Source organism: Alcaligenes sp. LTN-3 (assembly GCF_059735605.1).
Genome location: NZ_JCAPDN010000003.1, coordinates 123937 through 147784 on the forward strand (window position 1 = coordinate 123937; position 23848 = coordinate 147784).

Consider the following 23848-nt stretch of genomic DNA (forward strand, 5'->3'; position numbering starts at 1 on the left):
AGGCGGTAGCAAGAAAAGCTCTACGCTACCACAGGCCAGCAGGCCCGGTCCCCTATGCCGACAGTCGCTATATTGCCCCCTCTTATTAAGAGGCGCTCCGGTATTCAGATACGCTGAAAACGGTAAACCCCATCCTCGCCCATCTCGCGACGCAAACGATCATCAAAATACAAGGCGTGCAGGTGGGCAATGGCCTCGCCCATGGCAAAGGTCATCTGGTGCGAGTCCAGCTTGCGGTGGAACAGCACGGGCAAAATGTCAGCGGCCGTACAAGGCTGGGAGCAGGCTTGCAGTACTTCTTCCAGACGCTCGGCGTGATGCTCCTGCTGCTGACGGATACGTTCGTGCATGCCACGGAAAGGCTTGCCGTGCGAAGGCAGCACCAGGGTGTCCGGGGCCAGATCCTGATAGGACAGCAACGAGTTCAGGTACAAAGGCAAAGGATTGGCAAAGGGCTCGGTATCGAACACGCTGACATTGGTGGAGATACGCGGCAAGAGCATGTCACCAGAGATCAACACCTTCAGTTCTTCACAATACAAGGACATATGCTCGGGAGCATGGCCATAGCCCACGATCAAACGCCAGGGGCGACCGGCAATCACCACACGCTGACCATCCATCAAGCGTACAAAACGCTCGGGCACCGAAGGCACCATGGACGGGTAGTAATCCCCACGGCTGCGAATCTGCTCACGGGCTTTCTCGTCCTGCAGGCCATGACGGACAAAGTGCGCTTCTGCGGCCGCGCCATTCGGGCCACCGGCTTGCGCACCCGTCTGGCGTCCACCTGTACCCGACCACAGCTTGGCAATTGCGTAGTCCGTCATGCTGATCCACAGCGGCGCATTCCAGCGCTGGCACAACCAGTCCGCCAAACCGATGTGATCCGGGTGCATGTGAGTGACGATCACGCGCAGAACGGGAAAGCCTTGAAGCTCATTGTTAAAAACCTGTTCCCACAGCTCGCGTACTTCGGGGCGGGCCACGCCACAGTCCACAATCGTCCAGCCCTCGCGCCCGTCGATCTGGTCGCGCAATAACCACAGATTGATGTGATCCAGCGCAAAGGGCAAAGGCATGCGCAGCCAACGCACCCCCGGCGCCACTTCCAGGCTGCCGCCCGCTGGGGGCAGGGTATCTGCCCAGGGATAATTCAATTTTTGTTCGTTAGGATTCATGCTCGCTCCAATAGAATGGCTCTTGTAGGGCGTAAGGGCTGTCCATACTAAAAGGCCCTGGTTCGCACCCCGGCTCTATGGCATGATAGTTTACGTTTACGTAAATCACACTAAAAATGACAACGACAACCTGGACAATATCGGATCTGGCGCACGAGTTTGGCATCACGCCTCGCACCCTGCGCTTCTATGAAGATCAAGGAATCTTGAGCCCGCTGCGTCAAGGTACACAGCGCATTTATCAGCCCCGTGATCGCGCCCGCCTGAAACTGGCCCTGCGCGGCAAAAGGCTGGGACTGCAGTTATCGGAGATTCTGCGACTGATCAATATGTATGAATCCCCGATGGACACCGCCTCCCAGCTTAAGCATTATCAGGAGGTCCTGACCGAGCACCGCCTGCGTCTGGAGCGACAACGGCAGGATCTGGACCAGACCTTGCAGGAAATTCAGGATCAGCTCGATATCTGTCACACCATGAGCGAACAATTGAAGCTGGAGTCCCGATAAGGGAAAACCCATATATATGACGTTTACGTAAACGTAATATAAATACGATTCCACAACCCATTTATTTCCACGGAGTGTCTCATGAGCCTGCCCGGCCTGAATTTCGATCTTGGCTCCGACCTGGACATGCTGCGCGACGCTGTCGCCGACTTCTCCCAGGCCGAAATTGCCCCCTTAGCGGCTCAACTGGATCACGATGACCAGTTCCCCATGCACTTGTGGAAGAAGTTCGGTGAGATGGGTTTGCTAGGCATGACCGTCAGCGAAGAATACGGTGGTGCCAACCTGGGCTATCTGGCCCACATGATCGCGATGGAAGAAATCTCTCGTGCCAGCGCCTCGGTGGCCCTGTCCTATGGCGCGCACTCCAATCTCTGCGTGAACCAGATCAACCGCAACGGGACAGAGGCCCAGAAGCAGAAATACCTGCCCAAGCTGATCAGCGGCGAGCATGTCGGTGCCCTGGCCATGAGTGAGCCCGGTGCCGGTTCGGACGTCGTCAGCATGAAGTTGCGCGCCGAAAAGAAGGGCGATCGCTACGTACTCAATGGCTCCAAAATGTGGATTACCAACGGCCCGGACGCCGACACCCTGGTGGTGTACGCCAAGACCGACCCGCAAGCCGGTGCGCGCGGCATTACCGCCTTTCTGATCGAAAAAGATTTTGCTGGTTTCTCCGTTGCCCAAAAGCTGGACAAGCTAGGCATGCGCGGCAGCCACACGGGTGAACTGGTGTTCCAGGACTGCGAAGTACCGGAAGAAAACGTACTGGGCCAGCTCAATGGTGGCGTCAAAGTACTGATGTCCGGCCTGGACTACGAACGTGCCGTCCTGGCCGGTGGTCCACTGGGCATCATGCAAGCCGTCATGGACGTCGTGATTCCCTACATTCACGATCGCAAGCAGTTCGGCCAGGCCATTGGCGAATTTCAGCTGATTCAGGGCAAGATGGCCGATATGTACACCACCCTGCAAGCCAGCCGCGCCCTGTGCTATGCCGTGGGCAAGAACCTGGATCGTCTGGGTGCCGGCCACGTGCGTTCCGTGCGTAAAGACTGCGCTGCCGCGATTCTTTACAGCGCGGAAAAAGCCACCTGGATGGCCGGTGAAGGCATCCAGATTCTGGGCGGCAACGGCTACATCAACGAGTTTCCCACAGGCCGTCTGTGGCGCGATGCCAAACTGTACGAGATCGGCGCGGGCACCAGCGAAATCCGCCGCATGCTGATCGGTCGCGAATTGTTCGCCGAAACCGCCTAAAAAGGCACAGGCATGTCCAACCCTGATTTTGGCGAAACGACTGTCATCACCCCGGTTCAGAAACCGGGGATGACCGCTATCCAGGTGGCCCAGACCATGCTCAATGGTTTCAATCGCCACTATGCACTGTTTCGCTACAGCGCCCAGCGCGCCAAGTCTTTGTACGAATCGGGCGACTGGCATGGCATTCAGCAGCTCTCGCGCGAGCGTATCGAGTACTACGCGACACGGGTGCGCGAATGCGCGGCCATGCTTAGCCAGAACCTGCGTCTGCATCAGCCTACGCCATCCGATCCGGCCCATCTGGACGATGCCCAGCAGCAATTGTGGTTGCAGGCCAAAGCTGAATTTGTGCGTTTGCTCTCGGGCCACCGTCAGCCCGAATGTGCGGAGACCTTCTTCAACTCCGTCTCCTGCCGCGTGCTGCACCGGCACTACTTTCGCAACGAATTCATTTTCGTGCGCCCAGCCGTTGCCACGGATTACCTGGACGGCGCGCTGCCTTCATATCGCGTCTATTACCCCACCCAAGAGGGTCTGGAAGCCAGTCTGACCAGTATGCTGGCCGACTTCGGTCTGGCTGCCCCCTTTGCCGACCTGCCGCGCGATGTACGCACCTTGGCCCGCATGGCCGTGCGTCAACTATGCCGCCGTCTGCCGCGCGGCTATGGCTCGCGCATTGGCTCGGACTGCCAGATTCAGGTGCTGAACTCCCTGTTCTTTCGCAACAAGGGTGCCTATGTGGTGGGCCGACTGATCAACCAGGGCGAAGTGCTACCGTTCTCCCTGGCCATTTTGCATCGCCCCTCGGGACACTTGTATATAGACGCCTTGTTGCACACCACGGACGACCTGTCCACGCTGTTCAGCTTTACGCGCGCCTATTTCCTGGTCGATATGGAAGCGCCGTCGGCCTATGTGGACTTCCTGTCCAGCCTGCTGCCGCGCAAGCCCAAGGCCGAGCTATACACCGCCATCGGTCTGCAAAAGCAGGGCAAGACCCTGTTCTACCGCGACTTTCTGCATCACCTGTCGCACTCGCACGATCACTTTGATCTGGCTCCCGGTATTGCCGGTATGGTGATGACGGTATTTACCTTGCCGTCCTACCCCTATGTGTTCAAACTGATCCGCGACCGTATTCAAAAGCAGGGCATGGACCATGCCACGGTACGCAGCAAATACCAGTTGGTCAAAAAGCATGATCGTGTCGGACGCATGGCCGACACCTGGGATTACGCCCAGGTTGCCTTACCCAAGGCGCGCTTTTCCGACGCCTTGCTGGAAGAACTGCGCCGCGAAGTGCCCAGCCTGCTGGAAGAGTCCGAGGACACCATCTTGCTGCGTCACGTCTACATTGAACGACGCATGACCCCGCTGAATCTGTATCTGAACAAGGCCAGCGACCCCGCCCTCAATGCCGCTGTCGACCAGTACGGCAAAGCAATCCGCGAGCTGGCTGCTGCCGACATTTTCCCAGGCGATATGCTGTTCAAGAACTTTGGTGTAACCCGCCTGGGCCGCGTCGTCTTCTATGACTACGACGAAATCCAGCACATGCGCGAGATGAACTTTCGCGCCATTCCACCCGCACCGAACGAAGAAGCCGAAATGGCCAGCGAACCCTGGTATCCGATCGGCCCGAACGATGTATTTCCTGAAGAATTCGGCTACTTTCTACTAACCGACCCACGCATTCGCAAAGCCTTCATGGCCCACCATGCAGAACTGCTCGAACCTGAGTGGTGGTCCCAATGTCGCTTGCGGGTAACACAAGGTCGGATCGAAAATATTTTTCCGTACAACAAAGATCGGCAGCTGCACGAGTTTGCCAAACGCGCGCCGGTCTCCTCTTTGCAACCAGGAGTCTTTCATGACTAATTCCGTTGTCATCGTCTCGATCGCCCGCACCCCTATGGGCGGCATGATGGGTAGCCTGTCCGATCTGGCCGCCCACGAACTGGGCGCCGTCGCCATCAAGGCGGCCATGGAGCGTTCGGGCATTCCGGCCGACAAGGTCGATGAAGTGATCATGGGTAATGTGCTGCAAGCCGGTCAGGGCCAGGCCCCCGCGCGCCAGGCTGCCTTGGGCGCCGGTCTGCCCCAGGGTGTGGCTTGCACCACCATTCACAAAGTGTGCGGTTCCGGTCTGAAAGCCGCTATGTTTGCCCACGATCTGCTCAAAGCAGGCAGTGTGGACGTGGTGGTGGCTGGCGGTCAGGAAAGCATGAGCAACGCCCCTTATCTGCTGCTTAAAGGCCGCCAGGGCTACCGCTACGGCCATTCCACCGTCTATGACCACATGGCCATGGACGGTCTGGAAGATGCCTACAGCCGTGGCACCGCCATGGGCGTGTTTGCCGAAGACTGCGCCAGCAAATACGAATTCAGCCGCGAAGAGCAAGACGCTTACGCGCTGGAATCGCTGCGCCGCGCTCGCCAAGCCAGCGATGACGGCAGCTTTGAATGGGAAATTGCGCCCGTGACCATTGCGGGTCGCAAGGGTGATGTCGTCATTGCCAAGGACGAAGCCCCTGCCAAAGCCATGCCCGAGAAGATCCCCACGCTGCGTCCCGCTTTCAAGAAAGACGGCACGGTTACCGCTGCCAACGCCTCGTCCATTTCGGACGGCGCCGCCGCCATGGTGATCACCACTGAAGGCAAGGCCAAAGAACTGGGCGCAACACCGCTGGCCCGCATTGTGGCTCACACCCAGCACGCTCAGGAACCCGCCTGGTTCACCACCGCACCGGTGGCCGCTATCCAGAAGCTGCTGGATAAAACCGGCTGGAGCGTGGCCGATGTGGACCTGTTCGAGATCAACGAAGCCTTTGCCGTGGTCACCATGGCCGCCATGAAAGAGCTGAACATCCCGCACGACAAGGTCAACATCCACGGTGGCGCCACGGCCCTGGGCCACCCCATCGGTGCATCGGGTGCTCGCCTTTTGGCGACCTTGATCGGCGCCCTGCGCAAGACCGGCGGCAAGCGTGGTATTGCTTCGCTGTGCATTGGCGGTGGCGAAGCGGTCGCCCTGGCCGTCGAGCTGGTTTAAAGCAAGCTCATCAGCCGGGCTGCGGCCCGGCTGATTTTATGGGCTTTTCTCTGTTCTCTTTCCAGGCACGCCATGTCAGTTATTGAATCCCGCATCAATCCGCGTTCCCAAGACTTTCAGGACAACGCCTCGATCATGCAGGCCCTGATCCTTGATCTGCGCCAAAAGCTACAGAAAACCGCTTTGGGCGGGTCTGAATCCTCCCGGCAACGCCATGTGGGTCGCGGCAAACTGCTGCCCCGCGAGCGCGTCGAACGGCTGCTTGATCCCGGTACTCCCTTTCTGGAACTCTCGCCTCTGGCTGCCCAGGACGTCTATAACAACGAGTCTCCCGGCGCGGGCATCATCACGGGCATTGGCCGCATTGCGGGCATTGAATGCGTGGTGGTCTGCAACGACGCCACGGTCAAAGGCGGTACCTACTATCCGCTGACTGTTAAAAAGCATTTGCGTGCCCAGGAAATTGCCCAGCAGAACAATCTGCCTTGCGTATACCTGGTGGACTCGGGCGGGGCCAACCTGCCCAACCAGGAAGACGTCTTCCCGGACCGGGACCACTTTGGCCGCATCTTCTACAACCAGGCCAATATGTCGGCCCAGGGGATTGCACAGATCGCCGTGGTGATGGGTTCGTGTACCGCTGGCGGTGCCTATGTTCCGGCCATGAGCGATGAGTCCATTATCGTGCGCGACCAGGGCACCATCTTCCTGGGTGGCCCACCCCTGGTCAAAGCAGCTACGGGTGAAGAAGTCAGCGCCGAAGACTTGGGCGGTGGCGATGTGCACACCCGTCTGTCCGGCGTGGCCGACCATCTGGCCGAGAACGATCTGCATGCGCTGGAATTGGCACGCCGCTGCGTCGGCCGCCTGAACCGCGAGAAAAAACTGCCCTGGCCGCTGAAAGAAGTACGCGAGCCACGTTACGACCCGCAAGAGTTGAACGGCATCATCCCCGCCGATACCCGCAAGCCCTACGATGTGCGCGAAGTGATCGCCCGCATTGTGGATGACTCGGATTTTGATGAATTCAAAGCCCGCTTTGGCACCACGCTGGTGACCGGCTTTGCCCATATCCACGGTATGCCCGTGGGCATCATCGCTAACAACGGCATTCTGTTCTCGGAAGCGGCTCAAAAAGGCGCCCACTTCATTGAACTGTGCTGCCAGCGCAAGACGCCTTTGGTGTTTCTGCAGAACATCACCGGCTTCATGGTGGGCCGCAAGTACGAAAACGAAGGGATTGCCCGCCACGGCGCCAAACTGGTCACCGCCGTATCCACGGCTGCCGTACCCAAGTTCACCGTGATTCTGGGCGGCTCTTTCGGTGCCGGTAACTACGGCATGTGTGGCCGCGCATTCAGCCCGCGCCTGCTGTTTCTCTGGCCCAATGCCCGTATCTCGGTCATGGGTGGTGAGCAAGCTGCCAGCGTGCTGGCGACCGTGCGCCGTGATGGCCTGGAAGCCCGTGGCCAGACCTGGAGTGCCGAGGACGAGGAAGCCTTCAAGGCCCCGATCCGCGAACAATACGAACATGAAGGCCACCCCTACTACGCCACTGCGCGTTTGTGGGATGACGGCATCATCCAGCCTTCGGACACCCGGCGCGTTTTGGCCCTGGGTTTGTCCGCCGCCTTGAACGCCCCTATTGAAGACACCCGCTTTGGCGTGTTCCGCATGTAAGACAAGGAGACACTGTGTTTCAGACCCTGCTGATAGCCAATCGCGGTGAAATTGCCTGCCGGGTGGCCGCCACTGCCCGCAGCCTGGGGCTGCGTACCGTTGCGGTTTACTCCGACGCGGACGCGGACGCCCAGCACGTACGTGCTTGTGATCAAGCCGTGCGCATCGGTGGCCCCGAGCCACGCGACAGTTACTTGAAGATCGACGCCATTCTGGAAGCCGCTCGTGCCACTGGCGCGAACGCGATCCACCCTGGCTATGGTTTTCTGTCCGAGAACGAGCACTTTGCTCGCGCTTGTGAACAAGCCGGCATTATTTTTGTAGGCCCACCCGCTCAAGCCATTGCGGCCATGGGCAGTAAGTCCGCCGCCAAATCCCTGATGGAAAAAGCTGGTGTGCCTTTGGTGCCCGGTTACCACGGCGACAACCAGGACCCCGACTTCCTGCACCAGCAAGCCGACAATATCGGCTACCCCGTGCTGATCAAAGCCAGTGCCGGTGGCGGCGGCAAGGGCATGCGTATTGTGGAAGAGTCCGGCGCGTTCCTGGAAGCCTTGCGCTCGTGCCAGCGCGAAGCCGCAAGCAGCTTTAGCGACGACCGCGTGCTGATCGAACGCTACATCACCAAACCACGCCATATCGAAATCCAGATCTTTGGTGACCAGCATGGTGACTACGTCTACCTGTTCGAGCGCGATTGCTCGGTACAGCGTCGTCACCAGAAAGTGATTGAAGAAGCGCCCGCCCCAGGCATGACGCCCGAGCGTCGCCAGGCCATGGGCGAAGCCGCCATTGCAGCGGCCCGCGCCGTGAACTATGTGGGCGCAGGCACGGTGGAATTCATTGCCGAGCAAGATGGACGTTTCTACTTCATGGAAATGAATACCCGTCTGCAAGTGGAGCACCCCGTCACCGAACTGATTACTGGCCACGACTTGGTGGAATGGCAACTGCGTGTGGCCGATGGCCAGCCTTTGCCGGCCAAACAGGACGAGCTGAGCATTAATGGCCACGCCATTGAAGTTCGCATTTACGCAGAGAATCCTGATAAGGACTTTCTGCCGTCCATCGGTACGCTGCGCAGCTTGCAGTACCCCGCCCATGCGTCCTTCACCTCCGGTGAGGTGCGTATCGACAGCGGTGTGCGTGAAGGCAGCGTCATCAGCCCCTTCTACGACCCCATGATCGCCAAGGTCATCACTCATGGTGCTGATCGTGAACAGGCTCGTCGTCGCCTGATTCGCACGCTGGCGGACACTCAGGTGGCCGGTGTTCACACCAACAAGACCTTCCTGCAACGTCTGCTGGGCGATGACGCCTTTGCCCAGGCCGATCTGGATACGGGCCTGATCCCACGCCGTCACGATGCGCTGTTCCCCAGCAATCAGGACGTTCCGGCTTCTGTGCTGGCCTTTGCCGCCTGCGCCGTACTGACTCACCAGGGTCTGAGCGGGCAAGCTCCCAACTCCGACCCGTGGGCCGTACATGACGGCTGGCGCCTCAGTGGGGACTACGATCAGAAAGTAGCCTTGCAACTGGGTGAACAAGCCCACGACGTGCTGCTGCAACGTCGTGAAAACCAGTGGCAGATCACGCTGGGCGAAGCTCAACACGCGCTGCGCTGGCAAGCCGAGGCAACGGCGGGTCTAGCCCAGACCTTGACCGTACGCCTGTGGCTGGATCAGGTCGAATACCGTGCCCAGGTGCTGCAAGATGGCGACCATCTGCAAGTGGCCCAGGCCGGTTCGGACTGGACCCTGGCCGTGGTCGACACCCTGGCCAGCGCCAGTACCAGCGGCCAGGAAGCGCACGGTGGCCACCTGACCGCTCCCATGCCGGGCAAGATTATTGCCCTGAATGTGGCTGCAGGTGACAGTGTCAAGCAGGGCGATGTGCTGCTGGTCATGGAAGCCATGAAAATGGAGCACTCCATTCAGGCACCTGCCGATGGCACCGTGGCCGAACTGTTCTTTGCGGTGGGCGATCAAGTGCCCGAAGGCGCAGAGCTGGTCACCATGGAGAGCTAAAACCTCTTCTTTCCAGCCCGCGCAAAACGCATTGCCGGGCTAGAAAAATAGGCGTAAAGTCGCATTACCAAGAGCCCCCTTCCAGGGGCTCTTGCCGTTAAGAACGACTCATGACCGCCCAGCTTCTTACCCCCTACTGTGGTCGCTTTGCGCCTAGTCCCAGTGGTCCCTTGCACGAGGGTTCACTGGTTGCGGCCATGGCCAGCTACCTGGATGCACGCGCCCAGAACGGGCGCTGGTTGCTACGCATTGAAGATATAGACACGCCGCGCGTGGTCGCCGGGGCAGACCAGATCATCATGCAGCAACTGCGGGGCCTGGGCATGCACTGGGATGGCGAAGTTCTATGGCAAAGCCAGCGGCTGGCTCGCTATCAGGACGTGTTTGACGGCCTGCGCGAGCGGGATCTGGTCTACGGCTGCACCTGCACCCGTCAGGAGATTCTGGCCGCCTCCATGCCGCTTGCCCCGGATTCGCATGAATATCCCTATGCAGGCACCTGCCGCCACGGCATCCCGGCAGATCGCGCCGTACGAGCCTGGCGGCTACGCGTACCGGAAGAGGTGGAACACTTCACGGATCGCTGGGCCGGGCCGCAACAGCAGGACGTAGCCAAAGAAGTAGGGGACTACATTCTTAAACGCGCCGACAAACTCTGGGCATACCAGTTTGTGGTGGTCATTGATGATGCGGACAGCCAGATCACCGATGTCGTGCGTGGCGCAGACTTGCTCAGTTCCACGGCCCGCCAGCGGGTATTGCAAAGAATCCTGGGCCTACCGCTCCCGCGTACCCTGCACGTACCGCTGGCCTGCGATGAGCAAGGCCGCAAGCTTTCCAAACAGAACCATGCCCCAGCCTTTGATCTGGACCATCCAATGGAAACGCTGCAACGAGTCTGGGCCTTTCTGGGCTTTGCTCCCCTGGTTGCCAACACACTGGACGAGTTCTGGAGCCAGGCCACCTGCGCCTGGGCACGGCGCTTCCCCTTATCGCTTAGCTAAAATCCGGGTATCCAAGCAGCACACTGGATTCTGAGCGCTGATTCCTTGCTGCCTGCTGCCTGCTGCCTGTTGCCTGTTGCCTGTTGCCTGTTGCCTGTTGCCTGTTGCCTGTTGCCTGTTGCCTGTTGCCAACCAGTGTGCCCCTCCGTCGGCTCTCTGTGCCAGCTTATTAGGTTTCAAATAAACGACAGTTTCTGCCCGAACAATCGATTTATGTTTCAATCATAAAGACGCCCCGCCGCACAGGGCGTCTGCCAGAGCAAAACCCGGTAAAAATCGGCCTCACCGCTCACGGCAGAACCCACCCAAGCCCTGAACCCCCCATTTGCCCCCTACCGCAAATCAGCGTAAAGTTTGGTCACTGGTTACCGAATTCACGCAGTTTTTTTAATCACTTAGGACGGCAACCTTATACCCATGTTTGATATCCTGGTTTATCTTTTCGAGACGTATTACAACCCCCAGTCCTGTCCCAAGGCGGAGGTTCTGGCCCACAAATTGGCCGCTATTGGCTTTGAAGACGAGGACATCAACGACGCACTGGGCTGGCTACATGCACTGGGCGAGACCTCGCAACAGTGTCAGCCTACCGCTCAACTCAGTCCCAACAGTCAGCGTATTTTTTCTGAGCACGAACAGAATGTGCTGGGCGCTGACGCGATGGGTTTCATCACCTTTTTGCAAAATTCCGGCGCTCTTACCGCCCACCTGCGCGAAATTCTGATTGAAAGCGCCATGACAGTGGACGAAAGCCCGGTCTCGTTGGACAAAATAAAAATTGTCGCCCTGATGGTTTTGTGGAGCCACGAAGCCGAAATCGATCATCTGATCTTTGAAGAGCTGCTCAGCGACGACTCCACCCGTCAGTCCCACTAAGCTGATACACAGGAACCTATTTTTTGTTCAAGAAACGGCCCCGATAAAGAGGGTCCTTCCACACAAAAAACCAAGGCCCGACTCCGACACTTCATCGGATTCGGGCCTTTTTGATGGGTCTTGCTGTCGCTTGGACGGTGTTTAACCTTCTTTGTGGATACGGCAGACACTCAAGAAAGCCGGATTGTCTGTATTAGATAGGGGCAATCCGGCTATAGGCTATTGAGCGCAACTGATCAGATCAGGCTCACTTGATTTCCTTCCTGTCCTTGTCCAGCATCGCGCGCAACAGGCTCTGACCATCCTCGACCACGGCAAACTCGCCGTAGCGGGCGGCATCGAAGCGATCTGCCGAGCCTTCCGCAAAGAACCAGGCATCTGTTCCAGGCGTCCAGTTACTGCGGTGACGGCGCATGCGCAAGCGCATCACATCGGAAGGTTCAGCCACAGGGCCTTCTTCGCTCCACAGGCGCTCCTGGCCGTCCTGCTCCAGATAAACACCCTTGAGCTGCGCCACCTTGTTCTCATCCAGCTGCACCGCCACAACCACCCACTGCTGAGCGTCCATCTTGGCAAGCGCATCCTTGGGCAAGCCCCAGGACAGGGCAGACAAGTTCTGCGACAGGGCAAAGTTCAAGGACATATAGTCGCCCTGCATCAGCGAACGGGGATCCACCGGAGCCAGCTCCAGCAACACCGTCTGACCATCACTCAAGATACGTTCTTTTTGCACGATAGCGACGTTGGCCACACCCAGCACCAGCACCGTCCCCAACAAAACGCTGGCAAGAATGCCTTTGGGAGCCGCCTGCACCGGCGCGTCGGCCACCACTTTATTGCGACCTAGCTGACCCAGATACGCAAACACCAAGCAGCCTACGCCCGTTGCCAGCAAGAGTTCGGCCTTGTCCAGCAGACTGATGTTCAGGATGTAATACAGACGCCAAAGGCAGAACAGGCCCATTGCCACGGCCACGGCCAACAAGCTGAGATAGCGCCAGGCATAAGCCACCAGAATCCAGCTCAAGGCCAGAGCCACCGGCGGATAAGGTGTCCAGACCGCACACAAGGCTGCCAGACCCAGCAAGGCAATGCCATAGACCAGAGGCTGGTCACGCCAGCCGCGCCAATAAAACGCCAGTATCGCCAAAGGAGCCATCGCCAGCAAAAAGCCAGCCACGGTCAGGTAAGGCCGCGACTCGTCCCAGAAGGGCATGGAATAAAACAGCGTGCCCGCCAAAACAAGATGAATCTGGGAAGCAAGCAGCAAGGACCAGAACAAGGGCAGCCAGAAATGCGGCTTGCGCTCACCACACAAATAAAGATGTCCTAACGACAAGGCGGCAAAGAACATGAATGCAGCGGGCATTTCCAGCACCCAATAAGGCATCATGGCCCAGCGATCAAACAAGCGCTCGATCACCAGAAACTCGATCGCGGCCAGTGCCCAGATCACCAGCAACATGCGCAATACGAACTGTCCTTTGGCCAGCCTGTACAGCAAGGTGCTGATCACGACGGCTATCATGGCGCTGACTTCATGTGGCCAGGGGTAACGTATGTCCACAAGCGGCACGCTAAGCAAGAGCACCGCGCACGCAACCCAGCCGCCGACCAGATCCCGGCTGGATACCGTCTGGGCCTTGGCAAACAGCACGGGGGACACCAGAGCCATGATGCCGCCCAGTACACCCAGCGCTTCCAGACTCAAGTCCAGAGAAACAGCCAGGTACAGCAGAATAATCAGTGGTAACAGCAGGTATAGGAACAGCTTGATCACGCGCAGATACCAGGGGTGATGCTCGTCACTGTCCTGAGCGTCAGCGTGAACACTAACCTGTGTGTTGGCCAGGATCTGTGCTGTTGAGGCGGCAGGACTGCTTGCCATTGCTGCGTTTACTGATGCTTGAGTTGCGGCCGCTTCGGTTCCAGCATTTGTCTTGGTCGTGGCGTTGGTCGCTGCTGCATCCGTTGCCAAGACCGTCCCCGAGGTGACATCTGACACCACATCATCTTTAACAGCCAGCGCCTCGCCGCCATGAGTCCGTCGCCAATGGACGACCTGCTGCTGCAAGAAACGCAGCAGCCCCAGACCCAGGCCCACAATCACCACCACGATCAGCAGGAACGCATCGCCTGCATACTCGATAATCAGCATGCTCAAGGAACCATACGCGCCGAACGAGGCCAAGGACATGATCAGCAAATCCGGGCGACGGTAGCGATAAACACCGTACAACGCCAGGAACAAGGCAAGACCGAGCAGGAAGTTGCCTTCCATGACCTGGGCACCGATGAAAAAGCCCACCGCAATCGCTGCTACACGCGGCACGATGCGCCACGGGTCATGACGCGCACGCCAGATGGTTTCGGCTGCCAGCAACAGCAGCGCATTGACGGCCAGAGCCAGCAAGGTCTGCGTGGTGTAGCTGCGCCCAAACCAGTCCAGACGGGCCACATCTATCCATAGGTAGAAGGCCGTATTGATCAGTACCAGCCACAGCACGGACAGAAAGACACTGCGCACGGTGAATACCCAAGGTATGATCAGCACAGTCCACAATGCGAAAAGCTGCCAAGGGTCTGCGCCAGTCTGATAAGTCTGGCCAATCAGGGCCAGCAAACCGCCCGTGGCCACGGCGGCCAGGCCGGTCAAAGCAGCAGGCACTCCCAGATCATGTCCCCAGCCACCGGAACGTCGGCGAAACAGCAAGGCCAGTCCTGCTGAAATCAGCACGGCACCTTGAGCCAGGGCAAATTTGGCGGCATGCCCCCAGTTTTCCCAATTGGCCGCAATCCAGGTCACCAGACCACTGGCAAGCAGCAAAACGGCCAAACCCCAGGCCAGTTTTGTCAGAAACACTCGCCAGTCAGTTGGCCATACGTTAGTCTTGTCAGGTCTCATAACTTGCATAGAGGGATAAGCACCTCGTATCATTTCGCGCATTGCAGCGCAGTTGCTGTCACTGGAATCATATGGATAAAACACTAATCATTGCCGAGAAACCTTCAGTCGCCGTAGATATCTCGCGGGCATTGGGCGGTTTCACTCGAGAAGGTGATTATTTTGAAAGCGATCGCTATGTGCTGGCCTCCAGCATCGGCCATCTGCTGGGCCTGGTGGCCCCTAATGATCCGGTTCGCGGCAAGTGGAGCTTCACACATCTACCTGTTATACCCCCTCAGTTTGAGCTCAACCCAACAGACAAAAAATCGACTGAACGCTTGAAACTGCTGGTCAAGCTCATCAAACGAAAAGATGTCACCGCTGTCATTAATGCCTGTGACGCAGGGCGCGAGGGTGAGCTGATTTTTCGCTACATTATGCAATACGCCGGAGCGAAAAAGCCGGTGCAACGGCTTTGGTTACGTTCGATGACACAATCGGCGATTCGTGAAGCCTTTGAAAACCTGCGTGATGATGAGGACATGAAACCGCTGGAAGCAGCGGCCCGTTCGCGTGCCGAGGCTGACTGGCTGGTGGGCATTAATGGCACTCGTGCCATGACCGCCTTCAACAGCAAGGACGGCGGCTTTTTCAAAACCCCCGTGGGCCGTGTGCAAACCCCCACGCTGGCCATCGTGAACGAGCGCGAGAACCGCATTCGCCAGTTCGTATCACGCGACTACTGGGAAGTACACGCGGACTTTATCGCCGCTGCCGGCCTGTACTCCGGCCGCTGGTTTGACCCCAAATTCACCAAGGACGAACACGACCCCGAGAAGAAAGACTCGCGTCTGTGGTCCCAGGCTGCCGCTCAGACCATTGTGGCTGCCTGCCGCGAGCAGCCCGGTGTGGTCACCGAGGAATCCAAGCCCAGCACGCAGATGTCGCCCGCCTTGTTTGATTTGACCTCGCTGCAACGCGAGGCCAACTCGCGCTTTGGCTTCTCGGCCAAGACCACCTTGTCCTTGGCCCAGACGCTGTACGAACGTCACAAGGCGCTGACCTACCCCCGTACTGATTCGCGCTACTTGCCCGAAGACTATATAAGCACGGTGCAAGAAACCATGCGTGCGCTGGCTGACAGCGGCACGCCTGCCAGTGCTTCGGTGCAGCCGTTTGCGCAGGAAGTGGTCGAACAAAAATGGGTCAAGCCCAACCGTCGGATCTTCGACAACAAAAAGGTGTCGGATCACTTTGCCATCATCCCCACCTTGCAGGTACCCCGGGAGCTGAGCGATGCCGAACACAAGATTTACGAGCTGATCAGCCGTCGCTTCCTGGCCGTGTTCTTTCCGACCGCGGAGTTCCGCGTCACCACACGTATCACGCAGGTGTCGGGACACCATTTCAAGACGGAAGGCAAAGTGCTGGTCAAACCGGGCTGGCTGGCTATTTATGGCCGCGATGCTCAAGGCGAAGACGCGTCCCTGGTGCCCGTTGCCGATGGCGAGAAGGTCCGCACTGAAGATGTGAACACCAAGGCACTGGCCACCAAGCCGCCTGCACGCTTTACGGAAGCGACCTTGCTGTCGGCCATGGAAAGCGCGGGCAAGCTCGTCGACGATGAAGCCTTGCGCGAAGCCATGTCCGAGCGCGGTCTGGGTACACCAGCCACTCGTGCCGCCATTATTGAAGGTCTGCTGAACGAAGCCTATCTGCGCCGTGAAGGCCGCGAACTGGTGCCTAGCGCCAAGGCACGTCAACTGATGACTTTGTTGTCCGGTCTGGGCGTTAGCGAACTGACTTCGCCCGAACTGACAGGCGAGTGGGAGCACCAGCTCAAGCAGATCGAGCAACGTCAGTTGGACCGCGACGTGTTCATGCGTGAAATCGCGCAAATGACGCAAGTGATCGTCAAACGTGCGAAAGAGTACGAACGCGACACCGTTCCTGGCGACTACGCAACCTTGCAGACGCCATGCCCTAAATGTGGCGGTGTGGTCAAAGAAAATTACCGTCGTTATGCCTGCACGGCTTGCGATTTTTCGATTGGCAAACACCCCGGCGGTCGCACCTTTGAACTGCCGGAAGTCGAAGAGCTGCTGGCCAAGAAGGAACTGGGCCCTCTGCCTGGTTTCATCAGCAAAATGGGGCGCCCCTTTGCGGCACTGTTGCGCATCACCGACGAGTACAAGCTGGAGTTCGACTTCGGCCAGAACGACGACGATGATGACGAAACCCTGGATTTCAGCGGCCAGACCCCGGTCGGTCCCTGCCCCAAGTGCCAGTCCTCCGTCTTTGAGCATGGCTTGCGTTACTTGTGCGAAAAGTCCGTTGGCCCATCCAAGAGCTGCGACTTCCGTAGCGGCAAGGTGATTTTGCAGCAGGAAATTACCCGCGAGCAGATGGCCAAGTTGCTGGGTGAGGGCAAGACAGACTTGCTGGATGGTTTCGTGTCCTCGCGCACCAACCGCAAGTTCAAAGCCTTCCTGGTGCGTCAGGCAGACGGCAAGATCGGCTTTGAGTTCGAGCCGCGCCCAGAGAAGCCAGGTCGTAAATCAGCCGCCAAGAAAACGGCGACTAAAGCAGCGGCTAAAAAAACAGCAGCAAAGAAAACGGCAGTGAAGAAAACAGCGGCCAAGAAGACGGCAGCCAAGAAAACGACTGCTAAAAAGACGGCCAGCAAGGCAGAGTAAAAAGCTCGGCTTAGTTGGAAGAAATGGCCTCCCTTTTTTGGGGGGCCATTTTTTTATACAACGCCATATCGCCTGACAAGATAGCGAGACTTAATCCGGCTTGGTTGCGGCTTCCGGATATAACTCCGGAAACAAGAACTGCAAGCTATCAAGTGGCAAGCCCCAACGCACTGGCCCAGATGCAGTATCACTGACAAGCAAGCCGCTTTTTAACAGCTTCGACATCAAGGAGCGTGCTGTACGCTCGCCTAAACCCGTCATCTGCGCAAACTCCATGCGCTTGAGAGGACCCGCTGCAAACAAATGATAGAGAGGCAAGATAGCCTCTTTACGCACCTCCTTGTCATGAGCGTGGCGAAATATGATGAGCGCCTCAATGCGTCGCTTCATATCATCCAAATCCAGCATACGTCCCATGAATTTCACTTGGTCTTGGCAAATACCAAGAAAGAACTCAATCCATTCATTCAAACCGGCAGTGCTCAAATTGCCTCTACCGTCCAAATCCCCACGGCGGGCCGAATCTGCATTATTCAAATGAACGTAATAGTCTTGCGTGGCACGGGCCAGCCCTCGACTGGGCGACCACAAGCCTTCGGATAAAGGCCAAAGAGCACAATGCGTCTGCAAGCGGGCAGAGCGGCCATTACCATCCAAAAAGGGGTGCACCCATGTGACACGGTGGTGCAAGCAGGCGACCAGAATAAGTCGTCGATCCCAAGAATGGCTTTGGTCATAGACCTCGTCCATGCGCTTCATAAAACGGGGTAAAGATGTGGCGACCGGAGGAATGTGTCGGCCAACCTGCACCGTCTCCTCTCGAAGTTTGCCAGGAATAATGACTCGGCCATCTTCGGTAAGCCGGTCCTCCTGAGGCAGTTGCGAGTACAACTTCTCATGAGCGATCAGCAGAAACTCCGAGTTCATCGGAGACACTCCTTGATCAAGCAACTCCTCCAGATCTTTTTCCGCCTGGATATGCGCCAACGCGACGCGCTGTAGTCGAGCAACGTCTGGCTTATCTGAAAACTGCTTGTGTAAAGCATCCTCAATATGGATCGGATGAGTACTTTGTCCCTCAATCCGGTTCGAGTAGTACGAGTTCATGGATCGTACAAGCTCACGAATACTTTCACGCGCGCGCGGGTGAGCCACACCCGCCAAACGGCTTGCATCACGAGCAATATCGGCCGCTTTCTCGATCAAAGCCTGAGGTAAGCTCGCCGGAACAAGAGGGTCGAACTGATGAGGAGAATCATACATTTTTTGCCGCCTTAAATTCCGCTTGCGATCACATCTCAATATATTGATATTAATAGATTTTATATGAATTTTACATTAGTTAATATACGTATATTTGCCGCCTTTTTTTCCGGTCTTTATACCGGCCAGATTTACGGCTGTACATCAATATCAACATAGCAATAGCGCAGCATATGGAAACGCCAATAGAAAGCGGACAGTTGTCAGGTTTTGGCATAGACGACAACAGCCCGAACCTTAAAGCGGCCAATAAAATAAAGCCTTAGCCAGCACCACGATCAACAATACGTGAGCAAGAACACTAAGGTGAATAATCCGTGAGCGCCGCGCCGTCATGGTCTTGCGCCGGCTCATCACCATGACGGACAGGAAGTGTCCAAATACACTTAACGCCAAGGCGATTTTCAAGCCCAAAATCCAGGCACGGGCCCCACCCACCTCAAACAGGGCCCGATGCTGCCAGGCCAGACTCAAACCCGCACCGTAAAGCAATAACAAGACCCAAGGCATGATACGGCGCGCCCGTCGCCCCAAGGCATGCTCGAACTCCCGCATCGATGGCCGGGAGACATGGCGCGCCAGAGGCGACAACATCAGCACCTCGAAAAACACCGTGCCGATGAAAAAAATCGCAGCCAAAAGATGGACCAACAACAGCAGGAAATAGCTCATGAACAGTGCTCAGAAAAGCAGACAATTCATCAACGGTACACCAGGTCTCGCGCCCACAAACTGACTTCTGGCACATAGCTGATCAGCATCAAGCAGGCCAAAATAGCCGCCACGAAGGGCAGCAGGGGGCGCACCAGTTTTTCCAAGGAAATTCCGGCCACTGAGCAGGCGGCAAACAAATTCACGCCAAAGGGGGGCGTTATCATTCCCAATGCCAAATTGACCACCATGATGATGCCAAAATGCGCCGGATCAATGCCAAACTGCACGGCCACCGGCAACAAGAGAGGGGCCAGAACCACGATTGAGGCCGAGGTCTCGACAAACATGCCCACCACGAACAAGGCGGCATTTATCCCCATCAAAAACAGCACAGGGCTGCTAAACAACTCCCCCAACCATGTGCCCAAGGCGGCTGGAATGCCGGTGCGATTGAGCAAGAAACCGAATACACCAGCATTGGCAATAATGAACATAATGACCGCCGTGGATACCACGGAACGATGCAGCACCTTGGACAAATCGCTCCACTTCACGCTGCGATAGATCACCATGCTGACGATCAAGGCATAAACGACCGACACGGCCGAGGCCTCGGTCGGCGTGAAAATACCCCCATAGATCCCACCAAGAATGATCACCGGCATCAACAAGGCCAGCCACGCCTGACGAAAGGCCGTCCAGACGCCCAAACGACCCACACCATCTTGCAGGCCCAGTCCATGACGGCGCGCATACAGCCACACGTAAAGCATCAAGGCACCACCGATCAACAAGCCTGGACCAATCCCCGCGACAAACAGCTCGCCCACCGAAGTATCCGTTGAGACGGCAAACAGAATCATGGGAATGGAAGGGGGAATAATCACCCCCAGCTCCGCAGCAGATGCCTGCAAGGACGCCGCAAACGGCGCCGGATAGCCGTGCCGGACCATAGCAGGAATCAAAATCGCCCCCACCGCAAAGGTGGTTGCCACACTGGAGCCGGCCACAGCGGCAAAAATCATGCAGGTCAGCACACAACTGCAGGCCAAGCCACCTTGCACACCACCGACCAGGCTTTTGGCAAACTCGACCATACGGCTGGACATGCCGCTCGATTCCATCAAATTGCCCGCCAGGATGAAGAAAGGCACCGCCACCAGGGGATACTTGTCCAGGGCCGCATACAACTGCTGGGCGATCACCAGAAACGTCATGCGCCCCTCCCACGCCACCCCCGCCATATTGGCCAGCCCCACGGCAATGGCCACGGGCACCGTCAATACAAAAAACAGCAGCATGGACACAAGCATGATCTGGGGCACGATACGGTCTCCGGTCTAAACAGATGCCTGCCTGGCATCCAACGTTCGGTGGTGCTTTAAAGACAAGGGGTCAAAGCTGCGTGTGATCCACCACAGCAGGTGCCGGTCTTTCAAGCCAACGGGCCAGCAGGCCCAAAATGGCCAGCACGGCCCCAATCGGGATCGCGATATACACCCAGGAAATGGACCACTCCAGACTGGGCATGGTCTGGAACCGCACCCGCCAGGTCATTTGAATGCCGACCCAGGTCAGCAGGCCGAAAAAAGCCAGGCAAGTAAACAGCACGGCCACATCCAGCCAATGCTGAGTTCGCTTCCCGACCCAGAGCCGCAGCACATCCACGCTCAGCATGGCGCCTTGACGCAAGGCCAGACACAGCCCCAGCATGACCGTCCAGATCAGGGCGGCACGCGACCAGGCTTCGCTCCAGTCGGCGGGCGACTGGAGTACGAAACGGGCAATCACTTGATAGAACGCAGCCGCCACTGCCGAGAGCAGCAGCAACTGCGTCACCCAGGACACCAGACGGAACAGGCCCTTATCCAGAACGGACAGCAGCACTTTCATGATGAGCGCCGTTTACTGAGCCTGACGAATGGCCTCGACCAGTTCCTGGCCGAACTGTTTGTAGTACTGGGGGTAGACAGGCTCGACCGCTTTGGCAAACGCCGCATGGTCAACGGTATTGACCTGCATGCCTTCAGCCTTGACGGCATCCACGCCGGTTTTCTCGATGTCGTCCACGTAATCACGCATGGCCTGGGCGGCTGTCACACCGGCATCTTTCATCAACTGCTTGTCCTGATCGGACAGGCCGTCATACACCGCCGGGGACATCAGCACCAGGGCCGGGCCGTACACGTGAGCAGTCAGCGACAGATACTTTTGCAACTGCGGCAGCTTGGCCGACACAATCACGGACAAGGGGTTTTCCTGGCCGTCGATGGTGCCTTGTTGCAGGGCAGTCGCCACTTCTGGCCAGGCCATGGGCGTGGCCAGAATGCCAATCTCGCGGAAAGCGGCAATGTGAATAGGGTTTTCTGTCGTGCGTATCTTCAAACCCTTGGCATCGGCCGGGGTCGTCACAGGACGCACATTATTGGTCAGGTGACGGAAGCCTTGCTCACCCCAGGCCAAGGCCACAATCCCGCGTTTGGGAAATTCAGCCAGCATGTCCTGACCGATCTTGCCATCGAGCACATGGCGGGCATGTTGCAGATCGCGAAACAGGAAAGGAATATCGAATACGCCGGTCTTGGGCACAAAGTTCAAGGTTGCGCCGGTCGAGACAATGGCCAGATCAATTGTGCCCAGTTGCAGGCCTTCAATGACTTCGCGTTCGCCGCCCAGGGCGCTGTTGGGAAAGGCCTCGATGGTGTAATTGCCATCCTTTTCCAGCGCACTGGCAAAGGCTTTGGCGCCCGCACCGTAGTGGGAACTGGTGGACAAAGCGTAGGCCAACTTCAAGGAAGTCTGAGCCGTAGCCGCCCCCGCCGCCAGGCCCAAGCCCAGCATCAAACCTGCGGCCAAAAGACGGTTCTTCATGTGTCGGTACATCATGCATGCCCCTCCTGTCTGAATGGATCAGTGTATTTAATGCGTAGTGCCCGGGCTGGGACATAGGGGTTTTTACGCCTGTGCCCCCGCCAGACACCTTATTCTTCTACATACCAGTTATCTTCGGACAACATGACCTGTTGGTGGCCATAGCCCGCTGGCATCATGGGAAAACAGTTTTCCAGCGCCAGCACTTCCACGTTCAGGAAGAAGGGGCCGTCATGAGCCAGACAGCGCTCCAGCGCGGCATCCAACTGATCGGGATGCTCCACGCGCTCAGCTTCCCAACCAAAAGCGCGTGACAGCGCCACAAAATCCGGCATGGCTTCGTTATAACTGTGGCTGTAACGGCCATCATGGATCAGCTCTTGCCACTGGCGCACCATGCCCATGTGGCGGTTATTGCACAAAATCACCTTGATCGGCGTGCGATGCTGCACGGCGCTGGCCAGTTCCTGAATATTCATCAGCACCGACGCGTCACCACTGACACACACCACCAGCTTGTCGGGATGTGCAATCTGCGCGCCAAACGCGGCGGGCACGCCATACCCCATGGTGCCCGCACCACCGGAGGTCAGCCAACGGCGGGGGCGATCAAACTTGATGTATTGTGCCGCCCACATCTGATGCTGGCCCACATCGGTAGACACGATGGCATCGCGGCCTTCCAAATGCGCGTCCAACCGTTGCAGCAAATGCTGCGGCAAGATCGCATCGCTGCGCGGGGTGACGTTCAAGCACTCTTGCGCACGCCACACGCCAATACGCTGCCACCAGTCGTTCAAGCGGCCTTCGGGCAATTCGTGATGCGACAGCTCTTTGCGCAAGGCGCGTAGCAGGGGATAACAATCGCCCACCAAGGCCACATCGGCACGCACGACCTTGTCGATGGAACCGGGGTCAATATCAATATGAATCTTGCTGGCATGGGGGCAGAAGTCAGACAGGCGGCCGGTAATGCGATCATCGAAACGCGCACCCACACAGATGATCAGATCGGCATGGTGCATGGCCAGATTCGCTTCCAAGGTGCCGTGCATGCCCAGCATGCCGACAAACTGTTCGTCACGCGCAGGATAAGCGCCCAAACCCATCAAGGTCAGCGTGCAAGGTGCGCCAGTTTCCTGAACCAGGCTGGTGAAGGCATGGCTGGCATCAGCCCCGGAGTTGATCAAGCCACCACCGCCGTAAAAGACGGGGCGACGAGCGTGGGCGATCATGGCAGCCGCGCGTTTAATCGCCGCTTCCTGAGCAGGGGCCGGAGCGGCAGGTGCCAACAGGCTGTCGGCCTCTTCCTGAACGGGTGATTCGCTGCTGGCAGCCGGCAAGGTGGCGATCTGAATATCTTTGGGAAAGTCCAGCAACACCGGGCCGGGGCGACCCTGGGTACACAGGCGCAAGGCTTTGGCTGTCAGGGAGGCGACATCTTCAATACGACGCACCTGGGCATTCCACTTGGTCACAGGGCGGGAAATGCCAATGGCATCGCACTCCTGGAACGCAGCAGTCCCAATTGCGGTGGTCGCTACTTGACCACTAATGCACAGGACAGGAATAGAATCACACAAGGCATCGAGCAAACCGGAGGTGGTATTGGCCATACCGGGTCCTGATGTCACCAGCACCACGCCAGGTTTACCGGTGCTACGGGCGTAGCCTTCGGCCGCGTGTACGGCAGCTTGCTCGTGACGGACCAGAATATGACGAATTCGCGGTTGAGCATGAAGCGCATCATAGAGCGGTAACACCGCTCCGCCAGGATAACCAAAAATGGTATCCACACCCTGAGCGATCAAGGTTTCGAGCAAGATTTGCGCGCCGTTATGGGCGGTCGTTTCAAGTGACATGGTTGCGTAGCCCTGCATGTTTT

At 57.7% G+C, this 23848-nt stretch carries 17 protein-coding genes; 9 read left to right on the forward strand and 8 right to left on the reverse strand.

From position 1 onward, the window contains the following. Positions 1-104 precede the first annotated feature (104 nt). Positions 105-1181, reverse strand: coding sequence for an MBL fold metallo-hydrolase (locus tag AC6I6N_RS13530; protein WP_497943567.1), 1077 nt, complete (start codon positions 1179-1181; stop codon positions 105-107). A 116-nt stretch (positions 1182-1297) separates the two neighbouring features. On the opposite strand from AC6I6N_RS13530, the gene AC6I6N_RS13535 reads away from it, so the two are divergent. From AC6I6N_RS13535 to AC6I6N_RS13570, 8 genes are all read left to right on the forward strand, one after another. Further along, a complete protein-coding gene (locus tag AC6I6N_RS13535; protein WP_094195239.1) occupies positions 1298-1690 on the forward strand; it encodes a MerR family transcriptional regulator in 393 nt (130 codons plus the stop codon). Positions 1691-1771: 81 nt separating this feature from the next. Further along, on the forward strand, positions 1772-2950 hold the full coding sequence (locus AC6I6N_RS13540) for an isovaleryl-CoA dehydrogenase (RefSeq protein ID WP_094195238.1): 1179 nt from the start codon (positions 1772-1774) through the stop codon (positions 2948-2950). Between the two features lie 12 nt (positions 2951-2962). Continuing rightward, positions 2963-4831 carry a bifunctional isocitrate dehydrogenase kinase/phosphatase gene (gene aceK / locus AC6I6N_RS13545; RefSeq protein ID WP_108727066.1) on the forward strand — a complete coding sequence of 623 codons (1869 nt, stop codon included), beginning with the start codon at positions 2963-2965 and terminating at the stop codon, positions 4829-4831. Beyond that, on the forward strand, positions 4824-6005 hold the full coding sequence (locus tag AC6I6N_RS13550; RefSeq protein ID WP_230019501.1) for an acetyl-CoA C-acyltransferase: 1182 nt from the start codon (positions 4824-4826) through the stop codon (positions 6003-6005). Before aceK ends, AC6I6N_RS13550 begins: the two co-directional genes overlap by 8 nt. A 72-nt stretch (positions 6006-6077) precedes the next feature. Next, positions 6078-7685, forward strand: a complete 1608-nt coding sequence (locus tag AC6I6N_RS13555) for a carboxyl transferase domain-containing protein (protein ID WP_094195235.1) — start codon at positions 6078-6080, stop codon at positions 7683-7685. A 14-nt stretch (positions 7686-7699) separates the two neighbouring features. Beyond that, the gene (locus AC6I6N_RS13560; protein ID WP_497943568.1) at positions 7700-9712 is read left to right on the forward strand and encodes an acetyl/propionyl/methylcrotonyl-CoA carboxylase subunit alpha; all 2013 of its coding nucleotides are present in this window, start codon (positions 7700-7702) and stop codon (positions 9710-9712) included. 110 nt (positions 9713-9822) lie between these two features. Next, positions 9823-10716 carry a tRNA glutamyl-Q(34) synthetase GluQRS gene (gene gluQRS, locus AC6I6N_RS13565; RefSeq protein WP_497943569.1) on the forward strand — a complete coding sequence of 298 codons (894 nt, stop codon included), beginning with the start codon at positions 9823-9825 and terminating at the stop codon, positions 10714-10716. A 417-nt stretch (positions 10717-11133) separates the two neighbouring features. Then, positions 11134-11592, forward strand: a complete 459-nt coding sequence (locus AC6I6N_RS13570) for a Smg family protein (RefSeq protein ID WP_042484796.1) — start codon at positions 11134-11136, stop codon at positions 11590-11592. Between the two features lie 247 nt (positions 11593-11839). Here AC6I6N_RS13570 and AC6I6N_RS13575 read toward each other — a convergent pair whose 3' ends face one another. Further along, the gene (locus AC6I6N_RS13575; protein ID WP_497943570.1) at positions 11840-14455 is read right to left on the reverse strand and encodes a GDYXXLXY domain-containing protein; all 2616 of its coding nucleotides are present in this window, start codon (positions 14453-14455) and stop codon (positions 11840-11842) included. A 113-nt stretch (positions 14456-14568) separates the two neighbouring features. On the opposite strand from AC6I6N_RS13575, the gene AC6I6N_RS13580 reads away from it, so the two are divergent. Then, on the forward strand, positions 14569-17175 hold the full coding sequence (locus AC6I6N_RS13580; RefSeq protein WP_108727062.1) for a DNA topoisomerase III: 2607 nt from the start codon (positions 14569-14571) through the stop codon (positions 17173-17175). A gap of 90 nt (positions 17176-17265) precedes the next feature. Here the strand turns inward: AC6I6N_RS13580 and AC6I6N_RS13585 are convergent, their stop codons facing one another. The 6 genes from AC6I6N_RS13585 to ilvB all read right to left on the reverse strand — a co-directional run bounded on the left by AC6I6N_RS13585 (position 17266) and on the right by ilvB (position 23843). After that, complete coding sequence (locus tag AC6I6N_RS13585) at positions 17266-18438, reverse strand: Fic family protein (RefSeq protein ID WP_094195231.1); 1173 nt, start codon at positions 18436-18438, stop codon at positions 17266-17268. A 237-nt stretch (positions 18439-18675) separates the two neighbouring features. After that, a complete protein-coding gene (locus AC6I6N_RS13590; protein WP_460196655.1) occupies positions 18676-19110 on the reverse strand; it encodes a CopD family copper resistance protein in 435 nt (144 codons plus the stop codon). A gap of 29 nt (positions 19111-19139) precedes the next feature. Beyond that, entirely contained in the window at positions 19140-20417 is a 1278-nt protein-coding gene (locus tag AC6I6N_RS13595) for a TRAP transporter large permease (protein ID WP_094195229.1), read from the reverse strand. Between the two features lie 70 nt (positions 20418-20487). Beyond that, on the reverse strand, positions 20488-20985 hold the full coding sequence (locus AC6I6N_RS13600; RefSeq protein ID WP_094195228.1) for a TRAP transporter small permease: 498 nt from the start codon (positions 20983-20985) through the stop codon (positions 20488-20490). A 12-nt stretch (positions 20986-20997) separates the two neighbouring features. After that, positions 20998-21963, reverse strand: a complete 966-nt coding sequence (locus AC6I6N_RS13605) for a TRAP transporter substrate-binding protein (RefSeq protein ID WP_162988219.1) — start codon at positions 21961-21963, stop codon at positions 20998-21000. 110 nt (positions 21964-22073) lie between these two features. Beyond that, entirely contained in the window at positions 22074-23843 is a 1770-nt protein-coding gene (gene ilvB, locus AC6I6N_RS13610; RefSeq protein WP_108727057.1) for a biosynthetic-type acetolactate synthase large subunit, read from the reverse strand. Positions 23844-23848: the final 5 nt, after the last annotated feature.

Excerpts from the sequence above, each read along its gene's own strand:
- AC6I6N_RS13530 (WP_497943567.1), bottom strand. The coding sequence starts at position 1,181 with ATGAATCCTAACGAACAAAAATTGAATTATCCCTGGGCAGATACCCTG.
- AC6I6N_RS13535 (WP_094195239.1), top strand. The coding sequence starts at position 1,298 with ATGACAACGACAACCTGGACAATATCGGATCTGGCGCACGAGTTTGGC.
- AC6I6N_RS13540 (WP_094195238.1), top strand. The coding sequence starts at position 1,772 with ATGAGCCTGCCCGGCCTGAATTTCGATCTTGGCTCCGACCTGGACATG.
- aceK (WP_108727066.1), top strand. The coding sequence starts at position 2,963 with ATGTCCAACCCTGATTTTGGCGAAACGACTGTCATCACCCCGGTTCAG.
- AC6I6N_RS13550 (WP_230019501.1), top strand. The coding sequence starts at position 4,824 with ATGACTAATTCCGTTGTCATCGTCTCGATCGCCCGCACCCCTATGGGC.
- AC6I6N_RS13555 (WP_094195235.1), top strand. The coding sequence starts at position 6,078 with ATGTCAGTTATTGAATCCCGCATCAATCCGCGTTCCCAAGACTTTCAG.
- gluQRS (WP_497943569.1), top strand. The coding sequence starts at position 9,823 with ATGACCGCCCAGCTTCTTACCCCCTACTGTGGTCGCTTTGCGCCTAGT.
- AC6I6N_RS13570 (WP_042484796.1), top strand. The coding sequence starts at position 11,134 with ATGTTTGATATCCTGGTTTATCTTTTCGAGACGTATTACAACCCCCAG.
- AC6I6N_RS13580 (WP_108727062.1), top strand. The coding sequence starts at position 14,569 with ATGGATAAAACACTAATCATTGCCGAGAAACCTTCAGTCGCCGTAGAT.
- AC6I6N_RS13585 (WP_094195231.1), bottom strand. The coding sequence starts at position 18,438 with ATGTATGATTCTCCTCATCAGTTCGACCCTCTTGTTCCGGCGAGCTTA.
- AC6I6N_RS13590 (WP_460196655.1), bottom strand. The coding sequence starts at position 19,110 with ATGAGCTATTTCCTGCTGTTGTTGGTCCATCTTTTGGCTGCGATTTTT.
- AC6I6N_RS13600 (WP_094195228.1), bottom strand. The coding sequence starts at position 20,985 with ATGAAAGTGCTGCTGTCCGTTCTGGATAAGGGCCTGTTCCGTCTGGTG.
- AC6I6N_RS13605 (WP_162988219.1), bottom strand. The coding sequence starts at position 21,963 with ATGAAGAACCGTCTTTTGGCCGCAGGTTTGATGCTGGGCTTGGGCCTG.
- ilvB (WP_108727057.1), bottom strand. The coding sequence starts at position 23,843 with ATGCAGGGCTACGCAACCATGTCACTTGAAACGACCGCCCATAACGGC.